Genomic DNA, 21,489 nt, shown 5'->3' with positions numbered 1-21,489 from the left:
TCTTCGTTGTAGAAGCTCGTCGGCTGCGGGAGAAATTCGTTCCGGTCGCGTGTTGAAATCGAGGAAAAGGATTAAATTTTAGCGGAATTTTCTCGATTTCAAAGGCGAACACTATCGTTCCTTCACTGAATTTCTCCCTCTGCCTCCTCACTTTGCTCGGAATCAGACTTTCTCGACACGATGTGCCTTTCTTCGAAAGGCTTTAGGTCGCGTACAAATCCGCCCGGCGATTCGGATAAAAAAACCGCGCTTCGCTGTCGGCGAAACGCGGTTCTTCCATCTTTCATGACTGTTTGGGCCTCCAGATCCTTCTTCCGTTAGCGGCTGCGGACTTCGAAGATTGCGAACTTCAGATAATGGCCTTCTTCGACGCCGAGGATCTGCGGATGGTCTTTGCCTGCCGCCCGCCATTCGATCAGGCGCAGCGTCTTGCCGGCATCCCGGGCAGCTTCGTGGATCGTTTCCAAAAACAGATCCGGCTTCATGTGGTACGAACAGCTTGCCGTAACCAGATAGCCGCCTTCGCTGACCAGCTTCATCCCGTGCAGATTGATATCTTTGTATCCGCGAACCGCACCTTTGACCGCCGTGCGGGTCTTGGCAAATGCCGGAGGGTCAAGAATCACGACGTCCCAGCTGCGGCCGCCGCCGGCCGGCATCGGAACCGACGTATCGACTTTGGACGTGCCTTCCGAGCGGCGTTTGCGTTCCTCGAGTCCTTTGACATTCTCGCGGAGATAATCAAAAGCATCGGCCACGACAAATTCCACCCGGTCTTCAAAACCGTTCAGGCTCACATTTTCGCGGGCGCTTTCGATCGCATGTGCCGAAATATCGAGGCAGGTGACTTTCTTGGCCCCGTAGGCGCAGGCGTGCAGCGTAAAGCTGCCTGTGTGCGAGAAACATTCCAATACGGTCGCCCCGTCCCAATAAGGGAAGTCGACGACTTTGCCGTTTTTGTTGACGGGTCGGCGTGTACCTTCCACGTCCTGCAGCTCGATCCCGCTTCGCTCTCCCCAGCCGGTCATCAGCGGACGGGTCGAAGCCCGGTTCTCCCGCTGATCGAAGAAATACCCGGTTTTTTGTCCCTGCTCGATATCCACTTTGATCAGCAGGCCGTTCTCCGAAACGGTCACGTGACGCGGACATTCGCCGTGCAGCACGCCCGTCGTCTCTTCCAGTCCTTCAAGCAGACGCACGGATACGTCGCTGCGCTCGTAAATGCCGGCCGGAGACATCACTTCGACCAGCGCGTTCACGATTTCGCCGCGGCGGCGGTCCATGCCGAGCGTCAGGATCTGCACGACCAGTACGTCGCCGAAGCGGTCTACGATCAAGCCCGGCAGAAAATCGGCTTCCCCGTAGACAAGGCGATAAGCGTCGCCTTCGACGAAACGGTCGCGGTGGCGCAAACATTCCCGGAAACGGGACGCGAAAAAGTTCTCGTCCATCGCTTCGACGCGGCCGTAAGACAGCAGGCGCACCGTAATCTGCGAGTTTGCATTGTAATATCCCGTACCGAGCGGCTTGCCGCGGTGATCGGTCACTTCGACCAGATCGCCCGGCGCAATCTCGCCTTCCGTCCCTGAGATCTCGCTTTTATAAATCCACGGATGGCCTTCTTCAAGACGCTTTTTCCGGTTTTTGTCCAATATGACTTTTGCCAAATCGCTTCCTCCTCAAATTGCCGCCCGTCCCTTGGCCCTACAGCTTCAGGCCGAGCATCTCCATTGCCGACCTCAGAATCGGATGATTGTTCTCGTAGCCCGATTTTTTGTGCAGGATCAGCGCTTCTTCCGGATAGAACCATTCCACGCCCCGGATCTCTTCCTGCTGGGCTCTCAGTTCTCCGCCGAGCGCTTCGACCAGATAATAACGGACTTCCTTGTCGACCAGTCCGTATTTTTCATTTTCGTATTGATAGCGGATAATATCCACGAGTTCCACGATCCGCCCTTCGATGCCGGTCTCTTCGCGAATCTCGCGCAGTGCCGCTTCGCGCGGCGTCTCGCCCTGCTCACGCTTGCCTTTAGCCAACGAGACTTTACCGTAGCGGTCCTGGATCAGTTGGATCTGCAGCCGTCCGCCCTCTGTCCGGTAAACGACGCCGCCCGCCGATATTTCCATTCTGCCCACCGTCTTCTCCCCTTATCCGTGCTTTCGAATCCTGCAAGCAAAAGGACTTCGCATCCCTTCGGCGAAGTCCTTTCTTGCCCGCTTGCCGTCTGTACGGCCTCTGCCGGACTGTTGGATGCCTCTAGGATACCGATGACGCGTGCGCTTCATCCAGCACGCGCAGCAGCTCTCCCCGGCACTCGTTGGCGCCCGCTTCGGTAATCTTGACCCGGCACAGCTTGCCCTGCAGTTCCTGAGAGCCTTCGAACAGGACGGTCAGGTAATTGTCGCTGTGGCCGCCGACGAAGCCCTGCGGATACAGTCCTTTTTCATTTTTTTCCGGAATGACATCCACAACCTCGCCAATGAACTTCTGCGCATATTCCAGCTGCATCCGTTCCGACAGTTCGATCAGTTCATGCACGCGGGTGTTTTTGATCTCGTCGTCCACCTGGTCTTCCATCCGCGCGGCCGGCGTACCGGTACGCTGGGAATAAGGAAAGACGTGCATCTCGGAAAATCCGATTTCCCGCATAAAGTTGTAGCCGTTTCGGTACATCTCGTCCGTCTCGCCCGGGAAGCCGACAATCACGTCGGTCGTAATCGCCACATCCGGCATCGCTTCGCGGATCCGCGAGATTTTCTCGGCGAATTCGGCAACCGTATATTTGCGGCGCATTCTTTTGAGTACGGAATCGTCGCCGGCCTGCAGCGGAATATGGAAATGGCGGCACATTTTCGTCGAACGCTTCAGTACATCCAGCATCTTGTCGTCGATCTGGCTCGCTTCGATGGAACTGATCCGGATCCGCTCCAGGCCTTCCACTTTGTCCAGCTCTTCCATAAGATCGGACAGCCGGTAGTTCTCCATATCGTCGCCGTATCCGCCCGTATGGATACCCGTCAGCACGATCTCTTTGTAGCCGGCGGCCACCAGTTGGCGCGCCTGGCTCAACACGCTCTGCGGTTCGCGGCTGCGCGACAGTCCGCGCGACCACGGAATGATGCAGAACGTGCAGAAGTTGTTGCAGCCTTCCTGGATTTTGAGAAACGCGCGCGTATGTCCGTTGAAGCTCGGTACGTCGAGTTCTTCGAACGTCCGGGTCTTCATAATATTTCGCACGGCATTGATCGGCTCGCGCTTGGCTTTGATCTCGTCGACCAGCGGCAGAATCTTCTCCCGGTCCTGCGTGCCGATCACCAGATCCACACCCGGAATCTCCAGAATTTCGGCTGCGGACGTCTGGGCATAGCAGCCTGTCACCGCAACGATGGCCTCCGGATTGCGGCGGACCGCACGGCGGATGATCTGGCGGCTTTTCTTGTCCCCCGTGTTGGTCACCGTACAGGTATTGATGAGATAGATGTCCGCCGTCTGATCGAACTCCACCTGCTCGTATCCTTCTTTTTTGAACAGCTGCCAGATGGCCTCCGTATCATAGAAATTGACTTTGCAGCCCAGCGTATAAAAAGCAACCGATGGCATCGTTAAATTCCTCCCATTTCTCCGGACTCGTACAGAATGCAGGACAGTGCGGTCATGCCCGCCGTCTCCGCTCTCAGGATGCGTTTGCCCAGACCGGTGATCTTGGCGCCCGCCGCGGAAGCTTCGTCCGCTTCGCGCTCGGAAAACCCGCCTTCCGGACCGACCACGACGAGCAGGTTCGCTCCGCCTTCCGGACGTTCTTCCGCAAAGGGGCGAACGATGTCCCGAAGCTGCTGTCCGTCTTCTTTTTCATAACAAAACAGTACCCGATCATAATTGGCGAACGTCTTCAGCAGCTGCTTGTAGGTCAGCGGCTGGAGCACATCCGGGATACGGCTGCGATGGCTCTGTTCCGCCGCTTCCTTGGCAATCTTGCTCCAGCGCTGCAGACGTTTCTCTTCCTTCTTGGCGTCGTACTGCACGACCGTACGCTCGGACAGAAACGGAACGAACGCCGCGGCGCCGATCTCCGTACATTTCTGGATGACCGTCTCAAGCTTGTCCCCTTTGGGCAGACTTTGGGCGATCGTGACGCGGAAACGGGCTTCGCTTTTCTCCGCGATCTCTTCGATCACCGCCGCGATCACTTCGCCCTGCTCGACCGTTTCCAGTTCGGCCAGCACCAGTCGTTCCGCTCCGTCGCAGACGATAATCGAATCTCCCGGCCTGCCGCGCATGACCTTGCCGATATGACGCGCGTCGTCGCCGAGGATACGAACTTTATCGTTTTCAAACTGCTCTTTTTCCACAAAGTATCTCTGCATCTCTCATCCACTTCTCTTCCGTTTTTGACCAAATTCCATCATACACAATTTGCCCGCCGCTGACCAGTGGACATCACGAAAAACCGGCTTTGCCGCAGCACGTTTTCTCACCTGGAAAACGAGTGCCTTGACCGATCACGATGTTAGGTTACGCCCCTCGAAAACCCGCTTGAACCGTGCGTGTTTCCGATGAACGCAAACCTCAGATTTGATTCGGTCAAGGTACTGGCTGCGCGCAAAAGCCGGTTCACCTGCGCTTCAATCCGGATCAGCCGAAGACAAACTGGGCAAATCGGAGAAAAGCGTTGAAAATATCGCCGATCCATTCGTACAAACGCCCGATCGTGTTTTCTCTCAGCGGAGGAATGAACACGATCAGCAGGAAAATGAAAATGGAATACGGCTCGATCGCCTGCATTTTTCTGCGCAGCGGGAGCGGAGCGATGTCTTCCAGAATCCGGTAGCCGTCCAGCGGAGGCAGCGGAATCAAGTTGAACAGGAACAGCAGGATATTCATCTGGATCAGCGTCGACAAGAAAATATCCAGCGCTTCGATTCCACGCGAATAGTTGGCTTCGATGAATACACCGTTTTTGAGGCAGAGATAGTACACGATCGTTCCCAAAAAAGCGATGACCAGGTTGCTCAGCGGACCGACCGCCGAGACGATGATGCCCATCAGGCGCGGGCGGCTGAAGTTTTCCCGGGTCACCGGAACGGGGCGCGCCCAGCCGAATCCGGCGAGCAGAATCAGCAGCATCCCGAGGACGTCGACGTGCCGGGCCGGATTGAGCGTAACGCGGCCCAACAGCTTGGCGGTGGGATCGCCGAGTTTATAAGCCGCATACGCGTGCGCGAATTCATGCACTGTAAAAGCGATCAGCAGAACGGCGAGGACGAACGGAAGCTGCTCGAACGAGAAAGCGAGAAAGTCCATTTATACCTCCTTCTCCGCGATAAACGCCAGCCATTCTTCTTCCCGATGCACATCGCGAATCGTCAGTCCCGCCGCGGTCAGACCGTCGCGTACCGCCTGTTCTTTGTCTTTGTAAATACCCGATGCCAGATACAGACCGCCCGGACGCAGCGCCGCATAGACGTCGTTTGTGAACATCAAGATGACTTCGGCCAGAATATTGGCGACGACGATCTGTACCGGAAGTTCTACGCCGATCTCTCCCGATTGCCCGTCCGCCCCGGGAGTCAGTACCGACAGCAGGTCGCTTTCCTTGACCGTGATCTCGTCGGCCAATCCGTTCAGCACCACGTTCTCCTTCGCGCTGCGGACGGCGACGGGATCGAGATCGAGCGCCAATACCCGTTTCGCGCCCAACTTGATCGCTCCGATCGACAAAATGCCGGACCCCGTGCCCACATCGATCACGTCTTCGCCGCCTTTGACGATACTTTCGAGCGCACGCAGACACAGAGCAGTCGTCGGATGGGTTCCCGTGCCGAACGCCATGCCCGGATCAAGTTCGATCACATGCTCGCCTTCCGCCGCTTCGTATTCTTCCCACAACGGCTTGATCGTCAGTTTGTCGGATACTTTGAGCGGCTTATAATAGGCTTTCCATGCGGTCGCCCATTCTTCTTCATCCACCAGGCGGCTTGAGAACGTCGGGCTGCCCGTATCGATATCGAATGTCGCCAGCTCAACCGTACGGTTTTGGACTTCCTCCAGCACCGCTTCAATATCGACGTCTTCGGAAAAGTAGCCTTTGATCTCTGCGCGCCCTTCCGGAATATCGTTCAAAGGCTGGTCGAACAATTCTCCATAAGGCGTATCGCGTTTTTTATTCAAACTGCCCGATTCTTCGATCGAAACACCGCCCGCTCCCGCTTCATGCAGGAAATTCGAGATCGCTTCCACCGCTTCCTCGGTCGTATGTATGGTCAATTCGTGCCACAGCATCATCAATCGCTCCTCAATAGTTAACTTTTGTATTCGTTTCATTGTACTATAGACGAAGAGACAGCACAAAACCCTTAACTTTTGGAGAAAAGAGGCCCATTCATGATCTACTGCACAAATTGCGGAGCGGAATGCCCGGACGATGCCAAATTCTGCGGAAAATGCGGACATGCCCTGCACGGAGAAACGCCGGCCGGAGATGCTGCGCAGCGCCCTGCGCACTCGGCAGTCTCCGATACACAAACGGAACAAACCTTGTGGGAAGGACGTCCTTCCGACTTGGGCGACCAGATCCGGACAGGCATGCTGATGAACAATGTCCATTACAAACTGACAAGCCAGCGTCTGCTCATTACTACCGGACTGATCGGCAAAAAGACGGAAGAACTCGAACTGGTCCGGATCAAAGACGTGTCTCTCGAAAAAACGGCAATGGACCGGATGATGGGCGTCGGCACGATCCTTATCTATTCGAGCGACCCGACCACACCCGAAATCCGGCTCGAAGATGTAAAAGACGCGGAAAAGGTCAAAGATCTGCTGCGCGGCGCTATCCGGGCGGAAAAAGAGCATTACGGAACGAGATACCGCGAAGATTTGTAAGGAAGGCTTCAAGCTCGGCAGCAAACCCAAAAGACCCGTTCTCCGATTACGGAGAACGGGTCTTTGTTAGGGGGACCTAATCGGATCACGATGCTAACTCGCATGATCGAGACGCTGGATCTCAATCGGTCAGGCGTTGACTTTTTTCGGAGCGGTTGTCTGCACTTGATGGGCGGGTGCTTCGCGCTTCACGATAACCCGTTTGATAAAGAACGCCAGAACGAAAGCGGCGGCCGTCATCCAGGTTGCGACAACGAACGAATGGTTGATCCCCTGCACGGTCGCTTCAAGCGTTACGGCTTTCATCTGCGCCGCATCCTGCGGGTTGATTCCCATACTGACGACCAACTGCTTGCCGACTTCGGCCGCTTTGTTGGACATGATCGACACGAGCAGAGCCGTACCCAGCGCTCCGGCAATCGTACGCAGCGTATTGGACATCGCCGTACCGTGTCCGTTCAATCGTGCCGGAAGCTGATTCAGACCGGCGGTCTGGATCGGCATCATCATCAGCGACATCCCGAACATGCGGACGGTGTAGACGATGATCAGGTGACGGTACGTGGTATCGATACTGAGCTGGCTGAACTGGTACGTCGTGATGGTCATGATCGCAAGACCCGCGACCGCGAGCCAGCGTGCCCCGATCTTATCGAAGATATAACCGGTGATCGGAGACATAATCCCCATCAGAATCGCACCCGGCAGCAGCATCAGACCGGATTCGACCGGCGTAAATCCGCGTACGTTCTGCAGATACAGCGGAAGCAGGATCATGCCGGAGAACAGCGCCATCGTGGCGATGACGTTAATGATGGTCGTGAGCGTAAATACGTCGTATTTGAATACGCGCATTTCCAGAATCGGCTTCTCGCTTCTTAGCTGACGGGTAACGAACCAGATAAGCGATACCGCGCCGATTGCAAGCGTCCATAATACTTCCGCCGATTCCCAGCCCTGCGAACCCGCTTGGCTGAATCCGTACAGAATGCCGCCGAAACCGATTGTCGAGAGGATCACGGCAAGAATATCAAGCTTCGGACGCGACGTTTCGGTCACATTGCGCATGAACAGCACGCCGAGGATGATCGAGATCACGCCGAACGGCAGAATCAGATAGAACAGGTAATGCCAGTCGTAATGTTCAACCATCCAACCGGACAGCGTAGGTCCGATTGCCGGAGCAAAGATCATGGCTACGCCGACAAGACCCATGGCGGAACCGCGTTTCTCGATCGGGAAAATGGTCAGAATGGTAAACGTCATCAGCGGCATCAAAATACCGGCGCCGGCTGCCTGAACCATCCGGCCCGCAAGCAGCAGTCCGAACGAGTCGCTGAATGCGCAGAGCAGTGTACCGGCGGTAAACAAACTCATTGCGGTAATAAACAGGTTGCGGGACGTAAAGCGGGCCATCAGGTAAGCCGTAACGGGGACCATCACGCCGTTGACGAGCATGAAGCCCGTACTCAGCCATTGAATGACGGTCGTTTCGACGCCGAGATCGATTGCCATCGTCGGCAGCGCCACGTTGAGCAGCGTTTGGTTCAGCAGCGCCACAAAAGCGCCAATCAGCAGAGCGACGAGAATCGGCCCTTTTTTCAGGGTTTGAATATCTTGTACAGCAGTTCGATTACTCATGGTGGTTTTCATCTCTCACTTCTTCTAGTTTTTTGATAATCTTGCGGTGCACGCCGAGCATGGCCCGGACTTCTTCGGGATCCAGATCGCTCAAGCCCGACAAATACTTACGGTAGGCCGCGTCCGCGTCTTCGAGCACCTGCAGGCCTTTCGGTGACAATTTCAGCACGATCGAGCGCCTGTTGTGGTTCGGCCGTTCCCGACTGACGAGTTCGGCTTTGACCAGCCGGTCGATAACGCCGCTCACCGTGCTGCTGACCAGCCGCATATGCTCCGCCAACTCGCCGAGGCCGATTTCCGGTCGATCCCGCAGCGCTTTGAGCGTCATCAGCTGGATGCCCGTCACGCCGAACCGGCACGACATCTCCGACATCAGTTGAAAAAAGAGCTGTTTGACTTCGCGGAAAGAGTCGACAATTTCATGCAGTTCAATCTCCGTGTTGGTGTTCAAATGTATCGCTGTCCTTCCCTTCCTGCTTGAACGTTCTTTTACGAAATGTTTGTATAGCAACATTTGGCACAAGAACAATTCGTATACGAACTATTATACCGAAAATTTTTATAGTGTCAACATTTACATAGAAAACAGCGGGATTTTCGGATCTTCGCTCGGGGTTGTTTTCCTGCTCGGGCCTGCTGGGCAGTCCGCGAGTAAAGGGAAAGCCAAAAGTCGCTCAGCCCCGAAAATCCCGCTTCCTGTTCGGGGAGGGCAGGCGGCCCCTCGGGCCGGTCCGCCGGGGAGGGATGCCGAAGCTCCCTGCCTCCGGCAGCTTCGGGCAGGCAGGGCAGGCAGCGGCTTTGCCGGCTGCAAGAGCGAATGGGCGGCGGCGCTGCCGACCGCAAGGGCAGGGCGGGCAGCGGCTTCGCCGGCTGCAAGAGCGAATGGGCGGCGGCGCTGCCGACCGCAAGGGCAGGGCGGGCAGCGGCTTCGCCGGCTGCAAGAGCGAATGGGCGGCGGCGCTGCCGACCGCAAGGGCAGGGCAGGCAGCGGCTTCGCCGGCTGCAAGAGCAAAAGCGCAGGGCGGCGAGCTGCGTCGTTGTCGATCGTTTTCACAAAAAATGCAGTCTCCGATTTTGGAGACTGCATTTGGCTAAGCGATTTGTAGAAGGCAGATCAAATCTCGAATAAACTTAAAGGGTTTATAAAGAACCGCCGACCAGATAAAAGAAACCGAAAAGCAAAAATACCAAAGCGGCGAAGAAAAAGCTGGCCCAACTCCGATTATATTTTTCTGCATTGGGGTTTAAAGATTTAATCAAAAAATTTATAAACCCGTAACCGATTGCTGAAATCATCAAAAGAATAACAAAAATTATCGTTCCCACTCTCCTTCGTCGTTCTTTTCCCCTTCTGTAGAACGTTTGAAGATCGATATCCATTACGCAGTAGGAGAAAAAACAAAAAAAGGCCGTCCTCCTAAGAACGGCCTACTTCTTGAAATACATCAAGCCTGAATCTCTCCGGTACCTGGGCTTAATCAGTCGCCGCGGAAAGCACGCTTCATCTTGTCGAAGAAAGATTGTTCGTGCTCATGCGTCTGTTCGCCGCTGAGTCCCGAGAACTGACGCAGCAGATCTTTTTGCTCATCGGTCAGTTTGCTTGGAGTGACGATGACCACTTTGACATGCTGATCGCCCTGGCCGGTACCGCGAAGACGAGGAACGCCTTTGCCTTTCAGACGGAAATACGTACCGGTCTGGGTGCCTGCCGGAATCTTCAGTTTGACCTTCTCGGTCAGGGTCGGAATTTCGATCTCGTCGCCGAGAGCGGCTTGGGTAAAGGTCAAAGGCACCTCGCAGTAGATATCGTCGCCTTCGCGATCGAAGAATTCATCCTGCTTCACCCGAATCACGATATACAGGTCGCCGGCAGGACCGCCGCGCAGCCCTCCGTCGCCTTCGCCGGTCATGCGCAGTTGAGCGCCGTCGTCCACACCTGCCGGAACGCGGATATGCACTTTGCGCTGTTTTTTCACATGGCCGCTGCCGCTGCACGTTGTGCATTTTTCTTTGATGATTTTGCCGCTGCCGCTGCAGTTCGAACAGGCTCTGCGGTTAACCATACGGCCGAAAGGCGTATTCTGCACGACTTCTTCTTGTCCGCTGCCATGGCAGACGGAACAAACTTCGGGCTGTGTGCCCGGCTTGGCGCCGCTTCCGTGACACGTATCGCAGCCCTCGGTGCGCGGAATGGTAATATCCAGCTCTTTGCCGAATACCGCTTCCTTGAACTCCATCGTCATCGTGTACTGCAGATCGTTGCCCCGCTGCGGCGCGTTCGGGTTGCGGGATCTTCCCCCGCCTCCGCCGCCGAAGAACATATCGAAGATGTCGCTGAATCCGCCGCCGCCAAAATCGCCGCCGCCGCCAAAGCCCTGGCTCGGATCTTCATGGCCGTACTGATCGTAACGGGCCCGTTTCTGGCCGTCGCTCAGGACATCATACGCTTCTTTGACTTCTTTGAATTTCGTTTCGGCATCATCCGCCTTGTTGACGTCCGGATGATATTTGCGCGCCTGCTTGCGGTAAGCCGACTTGATATCCTGCTCGCTTGCGCCCTTTTCGATGCCGAGCACCTCGTAGTAATCGCGCTTGTCCGCCATCGCTGCACTCCAACTCCTTTATGCTCATAATCGTTTCCCTTGCCAAAGGCGGCTTCGCCTTCCGTTCTGCCCAAAACCCAAGAAAAGGGAAGTCCGATCCGGGATGACCCGGCCTGACCTCCCCAGCCGGCCCGTCCGCCAAAAAGCGGGGGCGGGCTTTTTTCTTATAAATTCAAACCGGCATGGATACCGATTAGTCTTTTTTGTCTTCGTCGACGACTTCGTACTCGGCATCGACCACATTGTCGCGGCTTTGCGAAGAAGCTCCGCCTTCCGCTTCGCCGCCCGCTTGGGCGCCTTCGGCATTGGCCTGCTCGTACAGCTTCACGGACAGCTGCTGAACGATTTCAGTCAGCTCTTCGGTTGCGGCTTTGATTTCGTCCACGTTGTCGCCTTCCAGCGATTTTTGAACTTTCTCTTTAGCCGCGTTCGCTTTTTCGATCTCGGAAGCGTCGACTTTGTCGCCGAGGTCTTTGATCGTTTTGTCGACTTGATACATAAGCTGGTCGGCGTTGTTTTTCGTTTCGACCAGTTCTTTGCGCTTCTTGTCTTCTTCCGCGTGCAGCTCGGCGTCTTTCATCATCTGTTCAACTTCGGCGTCGCTCAGACCGCTCGAGGAAGTGATGGTGATTTTCTGGCTTTTGCCTGTACCTTTGTCGGTTGCCGACACGTTTACGATGCCGTTGGCATCGATATCGAACGTAACTTCGATTTGAGGTACGCCGCGAGGAGCCAGCGGAATATCGCCCAGTGTGAAGCGGCCCAGCGTTTTGTTGCCGGCAGCCATTTCGCGTTCGCCCTGCAGGACGTGGATTTCCACGCTCGGCTGGTTATCCGCATAGGTCGAGTAAACCTGCGATTTGCTGGTTGGAATCGTCGTGTTGCGGTCGATCATTTTGGTGAATACGCCGCCTGCCGTTTCGATACCCAGGGACAGAGGCGTTACGTCCAGCAGGACCACGTCTTTGACTTCGCCTGTCAGGACGCCCGCTTGCACGGCTGCGCCGAGAGCGACAACTTCATCCGGGTTAACCCCTTTGTGCGGATCTTTGCCGGTCAGTTTCTTGATCGCTTCCTGTACGGCCGGAATCCGCGTGGAACCGCCGACGAGCACGATCTTGTCGATTTCGTTCGACGACAGACCGGAGTCTTTCAACGCTTGGCGTGTCGGAGCGAGCGTACGCTCAACCAGATCCGCCGAGATTTCTTCGAACTTGGCACGGGTCAGGTTAAGCTCCAAATGCTGGGGAACTCCGTCAACCATCGTGATAAACGGCAGCGAGATTGTTGTCGTCATAACGCCCGACAATTCTTTTTTCGCTTTTTCCGCCGCGTCTTTGAGACGCTGTACGGCCGCTTTGTCTTTGCTCAGGTCTACGCCCTGCTCTTTTTTGAACTCGGCTACCAGGTAATCGATGATCACTTGGTCGAAGTCGTCGCCGCCCAGGTGGTTGTCGCCGCTTGTCGCTTTAACTTCGAAGAATCCGTCGCCGAGTTCCAGAATCGAAACGTCGAACGTACCGCCGCCGAGGTCATAGACGAGGATCGTTTGATCTTCGGACTTCTCGAGACCGTAAGCCAGTGCCGCAGCCGTAGGCTCGTTGACGATCCGCAGGACTTCAAGACCCGCGATTTTGCCGGCATCTTTGGTGGCTTGGCGCTGAGCGTCGTTGAAGTAAGCCGGAACGGTGATAACCGCCTGCGTAACGGTTTGGCCCAGGTAAGCTTCGGCGTCGGATTTCAGCTTTTGCAGAATCATGGCCGAAATTTCCTGCGACGTGTAGTCTTTGCCTTCAATCGTTTCTTTGTGGTTCGTGCCCATATGGCGCTTGATCGAAGCGATCGTGCGGTCCGGGTTGGTGATGGCTTGGCGCTTGGCCGTTTCGCCGACGATCCGTTCGCCGTCTTTCTTGAAACCTACGACCGAAGGGGTCGTACGCGCGCCTTCCGGGTTAGGGATAACGACGGCTTCGCCGCCTTCCATAACAGCCACGCAAGAGTTGGTTGTACCCAGGTCAATACCGATTACTCTACTCACAGTAAATATCCTCCTTGGAAAGGTCGATTGATTTTGGATTGATGAAGATGTATTTCGTGCGCTGTGTCCAGGTTTCGGACCCTACGCTCTATCATAACGGTTTGGCGCGCGTTTTCAAACTTCGCGTGTTGGGAGAACGTTTCGCTGTAGCGATCCGGCTCCCGAAACGGTCGTTTGCAGAAAAACGCGGCTTATCCGCTGACTTTCACCATGGCGGGACGAAGCACTTTGTCTTTCAGCATATAGCCTTTTTGCAGTTCTTCCACGACGATGCCTTCTTCGAATTCATCGCTTTCCACCGTCATGACGGCTTGATGGAATTCCGGATTAAAAGGTTGTCCGACGGTCTCCATCGCGGTCAGGCCTTCCGCCTGAAGCACGTTTTCGAACTGCCGGTAGATCATCTTCACGCCTTTTACGAACGATTCCGCGTTCTCGCCTTCCGGCGTCGTGTCCAGAGCGCGGCTGAAGTTGTCGATAACCGGTACAAGCTCGGAAATAAGCTTCGAGGAAGCGTATTTGCCCAGCTCTTCTTTTTCGCGGATCGTACGTTTGCGGAAATTATCGAAATCGGCCTGCGAACGGGCCAGACGCTGCATGTATTCCTCGGACTGCGCCGTCAGGGCTTGAACGCGCTCCTGAAGCTCTTCGACCGAAATGACTTCACCGGCTTCGGCTTGTGCGTCTTCCGCCGGATTCCCGGCTGTCTCTGCACCTTGTTGGTCTTCCATAACTTCCACTTCGTTCTCGGTATACAACGGCTGTTCTTTACTCAAGATGCATTCACCTCCTTGTGTGGATCGCAGCGGACGCCCTATCGGTTACACCGTACAGGGGATGTCCGCTAAAGCGAATATTGGGATAGGGTTGAACGAATGTTCCACCCGTTTACGCTCCGTATCTGCCGCCGAGCGCACGGCTCATCGCCCGCGACAGCAGATCGAGCGTTCCGATCACTTTGGCATATTCCATCCGGGTCGGACCCAGTATGCCGATCGTGCCGAACGCTTCGCCGTCAAGCGAATACGTCGCCGTGATCAGGCTGCAGTTCACGAAGGCCTGATGCACATTCTCGCTGCCGATCTTGACTTGAATGCCCTTCTGCTCGGAATTCAGCAGACGCGTAAGCGTCGGCGTCTCCTCCAGCAGATCGAGCACGGTCTTCAGCTTGCCGATATCCCTGAATTCGGGCTGGATCAGCATATTGGTCGTTCCGCTCAGGAACACTTTCTGATCTTTGCCGCTCGTAAACGAATCGTCGAGCAGCTTCATCAGTTCTTCGTAGTGTTCGGCGTGACGCTGGATTTCTTGGCCGATCTCCGAGTACAGCCGCGCTTTCAGCTTGTGCATCGGAACCCCGGCCAGCTTGGCGTTAAGCAGATTCACCGTTTGTTCCATATCGGAAACGGACAACCCCGGCGGAATCGAGACGGTTCGGTTCTCGACCTCGCCTGTGCTGGTTACGATAATCGCGACAGCCGTCGTCTCGTTGAGCGGAAGCAGTTGAAAATGGCGCAGCGAAGTATTGAACATCTCCGGACCGAGCAGGATCGACGTATAATTGGTCATCGAAGCCAGAATCGTACCGGCATGCTGAACCACTTCTTCCACCGCACTCAGCTTCTCGGCTGCGAGCTGCTTGAACAGTTTCAAATCTTCGGCTTTCAACGGCTTCAGCGGAGCCAGATGATCGACGTAATAACGGTATCCTCTATTGGAAGGAATACGTCCTGCCGACGTATGCGGCTGTTCCAAAAAACCCAGTTCTTCCAAATCCGCCATTTCATTGCGGATCGTCGCCGGACTGAACGCTACATCGCCCCGCTTGGAGATGCTGCGGGACCCGACCGGTTCGGCCGAACGGATGTAGTCGTCCACGATGGCGTTCAAGATCATGCTCTGACGTTCGCTTAACACGAGATCCCCTCCTGTCCGGATCGATAAGAGCGCATCGGAACCTTCTTCCGTTAGCACTCTATTCAAATGAGTGCTAAACTCTAATACAAAAATACCAAACCGGACTTGGCGTTGTCAAGTTCGGTTTGGCCTTTGATGGCACGTTTTCGTATTCGCCCGCGGACAAAATCAGCCGATGATTTTGAGTACCGCGATTTCGTCGCAGCGATCGCGCTTCGCGCAGTGGATACAGTCGGTCCATACTTTTTCCGGAAACACATCCATCGGTACGACGGTAAAGCCGTTTTTCACAAAAAACGAGACTTCGTAAGTGAGCGCGATAATCTTCGGAATCTGCTGCTCGACCGCAAGTTCGATCAGACGCGTAACCAGCTTGGAACCGATCCCTTTGCCTTTGTTGCCTTCCATGATGCCGAGTGAGCGAATCTCTACGAGATCGGGGCCCAGCAAACAGAGAGAACCGCAGCCGATAACCCTGCCGTCTTCTTCCGCCACGACAAAATTGTCGATCTGGCGCCGCAGTACTTCCTTGGAGCGCGGGAGCATGATTCCCCTGCGCGCATATTCTTCTATCATGGAATGCAGCGGTTCAATATCTCCTGCATTCGCTTGTCTGCATACAACGGTAACGGCGGGCATCGGCCGTTCACCTCCCTGTTCAAGTCGTGACGCCAAAGCGCCAGCTGTCGGATAAGTTTTCGATTGGATAAATATACATCATAACGCATACTTTTTCAACACTTTTAAAAGAATACTTCCATAAAATTTTAACTTTTGGACAAATTGAAGCGTTTGACCGTTCTTACCCGATCACGCAGCTTTCTAACAGCAAGGCGGCAGCCAATGAGAACGTTCGCACGACTGCCCCGCCGCCTTTCTTCTTCGTTGTTGTTATCGGCAGTCGAGGACTATCCTATGAAAAAAACGCAAAAAAACGTCGGGAGAATCCCGACGTTTTCTTCAAAGGAGGCTGACGCGCAGACGGCGCACTCCCTTTTTCAGATTCAAGCTTTCTTGCATAATGGCTGTCTTTTTCAGCGGAATTGGAATCCTGCCGTTGGGACGTTTACGCGCCTACCGTCAAATACCCGATAAATTCGCCGAATACGTCGTTGCCGAACAAGATGCCTTTTTCGCTCAGGCGGTAGCCTTCGAGATCCGTGCGGCGTTCGATCAGTCCGAGATCCGTCATCTTTTTGAGCGGAGCCGCGAAGATCTCTTCTACCGGTACGCCGAACTGGTCGCGGAACCGCGCGCTCTCCATGCCGTCCAGCATACGCAGGCCGACCATCATGAAGTCTTCCATCGCTTCTTCCCGCGGCACTTCGAACTCTTCGAGTCTCGGCAGTCCTTTGCCCGCGGCTTCGTTGTACGGATTGACGCCTTTGATATTGATGTGGCGTTTGCGTCCGACGTAGCCGTGCGCGCCCGCGCCGAAGCCGTAATAATCTTCGTTTTTCCAATACGTGATATTGTGCAGGCTTTCTTTGCCGGGTTTGGCGAAGTTGCTGATCTCGTACTGCTTGTAGCCTGCGCCCCGCATCCGGTCCATGAGCAGCTTGTACATCGCCAGCTCGTCGTCTTCGTTGGGCAGCGGCAGTTTGTTTTTGTTGAAAAGGGTATGGAACAGCGTGTTCTCTTCGACTTTGAGGCTGTAGATCGAGTAATGCGGCAGATCGAGTTCAAGTGCGCGCGTGATGCTCTCGTCCAACATCGCGACCGTCTGGTTCGGCAGCCCGAACATCAGGTCGATCGACAGATTGTGCAGGCCGCTCTTGTGCGCGTTCTCCAGCGAGCGGTACACGTCGTCCGTATTGTGAATCCGTCCGATTTCGCCGAGCAGACTGTTCTGGAACGCCTGTACGCCGAAACTAACACGGTTCACGCCGCCGTCTTTCATCACTTTCATCTTGTCGAGATCGGTCGTGCCGGGATTGGCTTCCATCGAAAACTCGATATCATCGGACCAGTTCGGAAAATGCTTGCGGACCGATGCCAGGAAAAAGGCCATTTCGTCCGGCTTCAGTACGGTAGGCGTGCCGCCTCCGACGAAGATGGTCTTGATGACGCCCGGAGGCGTAAGCGCGACGGTCTGCTCCATTTCCCGGTCCAGCGCGCGCAAATAATCCATCACGGGCTGGTCTTTGAGGACATAGGAATTAAAATCGCAGTAGAAGCATTTGTTGGTGCAAAACGGAATATGGATATAGACGGCTTCCGGCGCTGCTGCGGCACGGTTCCGGTCGATTTCTGTAGTCATGGGTGGAGCCTCCTAACTAATGGTTGGACAGATTCTATCCAATATGCCGGCGCGTAAAAGCGCCTTAAATCTTCAAAAAGGAAAGCCGGAGTCCGGCTTTCCTTCTGCATGCGCAGCGGCGAATATTCCGCACGCTGTTTTTCATTTATAAGCTGCTTGTTTCACTTATAATTTCCTATCACTTATCAGTTGTCCGTTCCACTCAAGGGGACAGGCCCAGCCAAGGCCGCATCCCCTTCGCTCTTCATCCGTCGCCCTTCCCCTACTCCCCCAAAAAAGCCGGAGGAGCAGGCTCGGGAAGGGCGGCTCTGCGTAAGTCGGCGTGCGGCGGGAAGAGGGAAAAGGGATCAAGGCGAAAAGCGAAGCGGCCGCATTTGGAAATCGGGAAATCCACCTTATCCGGCTTCCATCCTATTTCCCGATTCCAACGGCGGTTAAGCCCGATCCCTTTTCCCGGCCGACCGAGGCACGAACTGCCGCGCCCGAGCCGCCCTTGAACTTTCGCGCCTACTCCGCGCAAAGAAAAACTACTCGTCCAGCTTCAGCACAGCCATGAATGCTTCCTGAGGCACTTCGACGTTGCCGACCTGCTTCATGCGCTTCTTGCCTTCTTTTTGCTTCTCGAGCAGTTTGCGCTTACGCGAGATATCGCCGCCGTAACACTTGGCGAGGACGTTTTTGCGCATCGCTTTGACGGTCTCGCGCGCGACGACCTTCGTTCCGATCGAAGCCTGGATCGGCACTTCGAACATCTGCCGCGGAATCAGCTCGCGCAGCTTGGCGCAGATGATGCGTCCGCGCTGGTAGCCGCGATCGCGGTGGACGATGAACGACAGCGCATCGACCTGTTCGCCGTTGAGCAGAATGTCCATTTTGACAAGATTGGACTTGCGGTAGCCGGATACTTCGTAATCGAACGAAGCGTATCCCTTCGTGCCGGACTTCAGCTGGTCGAAGAAATCGTAGACGATTTCCGACAGCGGAACTTGATAGGTCAGCGTAACGCGCGTCGTATCGAGATATTCCATGTTGACGAACTCGCCGCGTTTGTTCTGGCACAGTTCCATAACGGTACCGACGTAATCGTTCGGGACGATGACGGCCGCCTTGACATAAGGCTCTTCGACGTAGTCGATCCGTCCGACTTCCGGATAGTGCGACGGGTTGTCGATTTGCATCACGGAACCGTCGGTCAATCCGATCTTGTACACAACGCTTGGTGCGGTCGTGATCAGCGCGATATCGAATTCGCGTTCGATCCGCTCCTGGATGACGTCCATATGAAGCAGACCGAGGAATCCGCATCGGAAACCAAAGCCCAGCGCGCTGGACGTTTCCGGCTCGAAAGTGAGCGAAGCATCGTTGAGCTGAAGCTTCTCGAGCGCTTCGCGCAGATCGTTGTAATCCGACGATTCGATCGGATAGAGGCCGCAGAACACCATCGGGTTGATCTTGCGGTAACCCGGCATCGGTTCGGCTGTCGGGTTCTTCGCATCGGTGATGGTATCGCCGACCTGCGTATCGCCGACGGATTTCATGCCCGCAACCACGAAACCTACGTCGCCCACGTTCAACTCGTCCACCATGGTCATCCGCGGCATAAAAGCGCCGACTTCAATGACATCGAATGTTTTGCCCGAAGCCATCATTTTGATCTTGGAACCGGACTTGATCTTGCCGTCCAGTACGCGGATGTAGACGATAACGCCTTTGTAAGGATCATAATGGGAGTCGAAGATCAGGGCTTTGAGAGGTTGCTCCGGATCGCCGGTCGGCGCCGGCACTTTGGCCACGACTTGTTCCAGAATCTCCTTGATGCCGATCCCCGCTTTGGCGGAAGCCAATACGGCGTCGCTTGCATCAAGGCCGATCACGTCTTCCACTTCCTGTTTGACCCGTTCCGGGTCCGCGCTCGGCAGGTCGATCTTGTTGATAACCGGCAGAATCTCCAGATTGTTATCGAGCGCCAGGTATACGTTGGCCAGCGTCTGGGCTTCGATCCCCTGAGCGGCGTCGACGACCAGAAGCGCGCCTTCGCAGGCGGCCAGGGAACGCGAGACTTCATACGTAAAGTCGACGTGTCCCGGCGTGTCGATCAGGTTAAGCAGATATTCTTCGCCGTCGTCGGCTTTGTAGGTCAGGCGGACCGCCTGCAGTTTGATCGTGATACCGCGTTCGCGTTCGAGTTCCATCTGATCCAGGACCTGCTCCTGCATTTCGCGTGAAGTCAGGGCTCCCGTATATTCGAGAATCCGGTCGGCAAGTGTGGACTTGCCGTGGTCGATATGCGCTATAATAGAGAAGTTTCTTATTTTCTTTTGTCTTGCTGCAATGTCAGTCATTCCTTACCTCCGCCTCAATTTGACAAGAATCAATCCATTTATTATAGCAGTTGGGGATAGTCCCAGCAATCCCACTTGGGCTCCCAAAAGATCGGCAGCGTCTTAAATTTGGAATACCGTTTGTTTCCGGCAAAATCAAAATCTAAAATCTTGCGGAATGGTTGCTTTTTTACGCCCGCCATGCTAAGATACTTTAAGTTGTGAAACTTTCGATGTTTCGTATATGCTTTACAGGAGGTGAATGCAATGCCTAATATCAAATCCGCTATCAAACGCGTGAAAACGAACGAGAAACGCCGTGCGCTTAACGCTTCGCAAAAATCCGCACTTCGCAGCGCAGTAAAAACCGCTACGACAGCACTGGAAAGCAATGATGTGGAAACTGCCCAAACTGCAGTCAAGAACGCTTCGCAGAAGCTGGATAAAGCCGTAACTAAAGGCCTGATCCACAAGAACGCGGCAGCGCGCAAAAAATCCCGTCTCGCTAAAAAAGCGAACGCTCTGACAGCTGAAAAAGCCTAAGACAATCGCGTTTTGCGATATAATCGCACGATACAACACCGCTTACGAAACCCCGGAATCCTTTAGGATATCGGGGTTTTTAAGTTTTTCTACCAAGCGAAACCTGCTGTAAAAAGAAGAAAAGCGGCAGCCCGGCACCTGCGAAACTCTTTTTCCGCCGCTCCGACCACCGCCCTACCCCCGATTCCGCCGCCTTAAGCTCACCCGCCGCGGCCTTGACTTAGGCTCCCAACCTCAGCAAAAACATTTCCAGCCCGAATACTTTATCCACCGCTCCGGTCTTGATCTGATGATCCAGCTTCGCGATCGAAGACAGAATATGCCGCAGCCGAACCGTCTCAAACCGCCTTGCCTGCTCGGAAGCAATCTTGACCGCATACGGATGCAGTCCAAGCTGTCCCGCCATCTGCTGCTGCGAATAATTTTGTCCGGACATCTCTTTGACCTGCAAAATAATCCGGAACTGCCGCGCAATAAGCGAAACAATCTTGATCGGCTCTTCCCGCTGTTTGAGCAGATCGTAGAAAACGTCGAGCGCCTGCTGCAGTTTGAGATTGGCGATATGTTCGACCAGCACGAACACACTTTGCTCCGTTCCGATCGCCACCAGTTTTTCCACATCGTCCGTCCCGACCGTGCCGCCTTTCCCCGCAAACAAAGACAGTTTTTCGATTTCTCCCGACAGCCCCGCAAGCGATGTGCCGGCCCGTTTCAACAGCAGGGCTGCCGCCTCCGGTCCGATTGCAACCGAACTTCGCCCGAATTGTTTGGTTACCCAGCCGGACAGCTCGCTCTCCCCCATCGGCGCAAACGAAATCACCGCAGCCGAAGTTTTGAACGCTTTGACCAGTTTTTTGCGCTCATCCAGCTTCTCGGCGTAGGCCAGAAAAACAAGCACACTGTAATCCGCCGGATTGGCGAGATACTCCAGCAGCTTTTCGATCCGGTGTTCCACTTTCGCCGACTCTTTGCCTGCCGTAAACAGACTGCTGTCGCGCACCACGATCAGTTTGCGTTCGGACAGGAACGGAGCCGTCTCCGCTTCTTCCACCACGAGTTCAATCGGGGTCTCCGCCAGATCGTAATTCGCGACCGCAAAAGAACGCTGATCTTCGGCGATCAGTTCCGTTTCCAGCAGGGAAACGAATTCCTTCATTCTGTATTTTTCGGTCCCGTAACACAGATAGAGCGGCGATACTTCGCCTGCTTTCACCTGTTTGACCGCCATTTTCAAATCCATAGATCTTAACCCTCTTTTCCGATTCCGAAGGACGCGTCGATCG

At 54.9% G+C, this 21,489-nt stretch carries 19 protein-coding genes; 3 read left to right on the top strand and 16 right to left on the bottom strand.

From position 1 onward, the window contains the following. Positions 1-317: 317 nt before the first annotated feature. The 6 genes from HRQ60_RS02730 to prmA all read right to left on the bottom strand — a co-directional run bounded on the left by HRQ60_RS02730 (position 318) and on the right by prmA (position 6,280). Positions 318-1,667, bottom strand: coding sequence for a class I SAM-dependent rRNA methyltransferase (locus HRQ60_RS02730; protein ID WP_172194099.1), 1,350 nt, complete (start codon positions 1,665-1,667; stop codon positions 318-320). 37 nt (positions 1,668-1,704) lie between these two features. Continuing rightward, the gene (locus HRQ60_RS02725; protein WP_172194228.1) at positions 1,705-2,127 is read right to left on the bottom strand and encodes an NUDIX hydrolase; all 423 of its coding nucleotides are present in this window, start codon (positions 2,125-2,127) and stop codon (positions 1,705-1,707) included. A 130-nt stretch (positions 2,128-2,257) separates the two neighbouring features. After that, positions 2,258-3,601, bottom strand: coding sequence for a tRNA (N(6)-L-threonylcarbamoyladenosine(37)-C(2))-methylthiotransferase MtaB (gene mtaB / locus HRQ60_RS02720; RefSeq protein WP_172194098.1), 1,344 nt, complete (start codon positions 3,599-3,601; stop codon positions 2,258-2,260). A gap of 2 nt (positions 3,602-3,603) precedes the next feature. Beyond that, a complete protein-coding gene (locus HRQ60_RS02715) occupies positions 3,604-4,365 on the bottom strand; it encodes a 16S rRNA (uracil(1498)-N(3))-methyltransferase (protein WP_172194097.1) in 762 nt (253 codons plus the stop codon). 268 nt (positions 4,366-4,633) lie between these two features. After that, entirely contained in the window at positions 4,634-5,302 is a 669-nt protein-coding gene (locus tag HRQ60_RS02710) for a site-2 protease family protein (protein ID WP_172194096.1), read from the bottom strand. Next, entirely contained in the window at positions 5,303-6,280 is a 978-nt protein-coding gene (prmA, locus tag HRQ60_RS02705) for a 50S ribosomal protein L11 methyltransferase (protein ID WP_172194227.1), read from the bottom strand. 102 nt (positions 6,281-6,382) lie between these two features. Here prmA and HRQ60_RS02700 point away from each other — a divergent pair, with 102 nt between their 5' ends. Next, complete coding sequence (locus HRQ60_RS02700) at positions 6,383-6,883, top strand: PH domain-containing protein (RefSeq protein WP_172194226.1); 501 nt, start codon at positions 6,383-6,385, stop codon at positions 6,881-6,883. 129 nt (positions 6,884-7,012) lie between these two features. On the opposite strand, the gene HRQ60_RS02695 is transcribed toward HRQ60_RS02700, so the two are convergent. Both HRQ60_RS02695 and HRQ60_RS02690 read right to left on the bottom strand, forming a co-directional pair. Then, entirely contained in the window at positions 7,013-8,524 is a 1,512-nt protein-coding gene (locus tag HRQ60_RS02695; RefSeq protein WP_172194095.1) for a DHA2 family efflux MFS transporter permease subunit, read from the bottom strand. Continuing rightward, complete coding sequence (locus HRQ60_RS02690; protein ID WP_172194094.1) at positions 8,517-8,975, bottom strand: MarR family winged helix-turn-helix transcriptional regulator; 459 nt, start codon at positions 8,973-8,975, stop codon at positions 8,517-8,519. Before HRQ60_RS02690 ends, HRQ60_RS02695 begins: the two co-directional genes overlap by 8 nt. Positions 8,976-9,268: 293 nt before the next feature. Here HRQ60_RS02690 and HRQ60_RS02685 point away from each other — a divergent pair, with 293 nt between their 5' ends. Continuing rightward, the gene (locus tag HRQ60_RS02685) at positions 9,269-9,619 is read left to right on the top strand and encodes a hypothetical protein (RefSeq protein WP_172194093.1); all 351 of its coding nucleotides are present in this window, start codon (positions 9,269-9,271) and stop codon (positions 9,617-9,619) included. A gap of 383 nt (positions 9,620-10,002) precedes the next feature. On the opposite strand, the gene dnaJ is transcribed toward HRQ60_RS02685, so the two are convergent. The 7 genes from dnaJ to lepA all read right to left on the bottom strand — a co-directional run bounded on the left by dnaJ (position 10,003) and on the right by lepA (position 19,684). Further along, on the bottom strand, positions 10,003-11,127 hold the full coding sequence (gene dnaJ, locus HRQ60_RS02680) for a molecular chaperone DnaJ (RefSeq protein ID WP_172194092.1): 1,125 nt from the start codon (positions 11,125-11,127) through the stop codon (positions 10,003-10,005). A gap of 193 nt (positions 11,128-11,320) precedes the next feature. Further along, positions 11,321-13,165, bottom strand: coding sequence for a molecular chaperone DnaK (gene dnaK, locus HRQ60_RS02675; RefSeq protein ID WP_172194091.1), 1,845 nt, complete (start codon positions 13,163-13,165; stop codon positions 11,321-11,323). Positions 13,166-13,356: 191 nt separating this feature from the next. Further along, positions 13,357-13,941: a nucleotide exchange factor GrpE gene (grpE, locus tag HRQ60_RS02670; RefSeq protein ID WP_246281069.1), complete on the bottom strand. Its 585-nt coding sequence runs from the start codon at positions 13,939-13,941 to the stop codon at positions 13,357-13,359. Between the two features lie 112 nt (positions 13,942-14,053). Then, the gene (gene hrcA, locus HRQ60_RS02665; protein WP_172194090.1) at positions 14,054-15,082 is read right to left on the bottom strand and encodes a heat-inducible transcriptional repressor HrcA; all 1,029 of its coding nucleotides are present in this window, start codon (positions 15,080-15,082) and stop codon (positions 14,054-14,056) included. 168 nt (positions 15,083-15,250) lie between these two features. Then, positions 15,251-15,721, bottom strand: coding sequence for an N-acetyltransferase (locus HRQ60_RS02660; RefSeq protein WP_172194089.1), 471 nt, complete (start codon positions 15,719-15,721; stop codon positions 15,251-15,253). A gap of 427 nt (positions 15,722-16,148) precedes the next feature. Then, positions 16,149-17,342: a radical SAM family heme chaperone HemW gene (hemW, locus tag HRQ60_RS02655; protein ID WP_172194088.1), complete on the bottom strand. Its 1,194-nt coding sequence runs from the start codon at positions 17,340-17,342 to the stop codon at positions 16,149-16,151. Between the two features lie 527 nt (positions 17,343-17,869). Further along, positions 17,870-19,684 carry a translation elongation factor 4 gene (gene lepA / locus HRQ60_RS02650; protein ID WP_172194087.1) on the bottom strand — a complete coding sequence of 605 codons (1,815 nt, stop codon included), beginning with the start codon at positions 19,682-19,684 and terminating at the stop codon, positions 17,870-17,872. 246 nt (positions 19,685-19,930) lie between these two features. Between lepA and rpsT the strand changes: the two genes are divergently transcribed. Then, positions 19,931-20,206: a 30S ribosomal protein S20 gene (rpsT, locus tag HRQ60_RS02645; protein ID WP_141446331.1), complete on the top strand. Its 276-nt coding sequence runs from the start codon at positions 19,931-19,933 to the stop codon at positions 20,204-20,206. A 220-nt stretch (positions 20,207-20,426) separates the two neighbouring features. Here rpsT and holA read toward each other — a convergent pair whose 3' ends face one another. Further along, entirely contained in the window at positions 20,427-21,446 is a 1,020-nt protein-coding gene (gene holA / locus HRQ60_RS02640; protein WP_172194086.1) for a DNA polymerase III subunit delta, read from the bottom strand. Positions 21,447-21,489 lie beyond the last annotated feature (43 nt).

This window comes from Saccharibacillus qingshengii, from assembly GCF_013185195.1.
GTDB classification, from domain to species: Bacteria; Bacillota; Bacilli; order Paenibacillales; family Paenibacillaceae; genus Saccharibacillus; species Saccharibacillus qingshengii.
The sequence above is the reverse complement of the archived record's forward strand: the minus strand, read 5'-3'. Positions and strand labels throughout refer to the sequence as shown.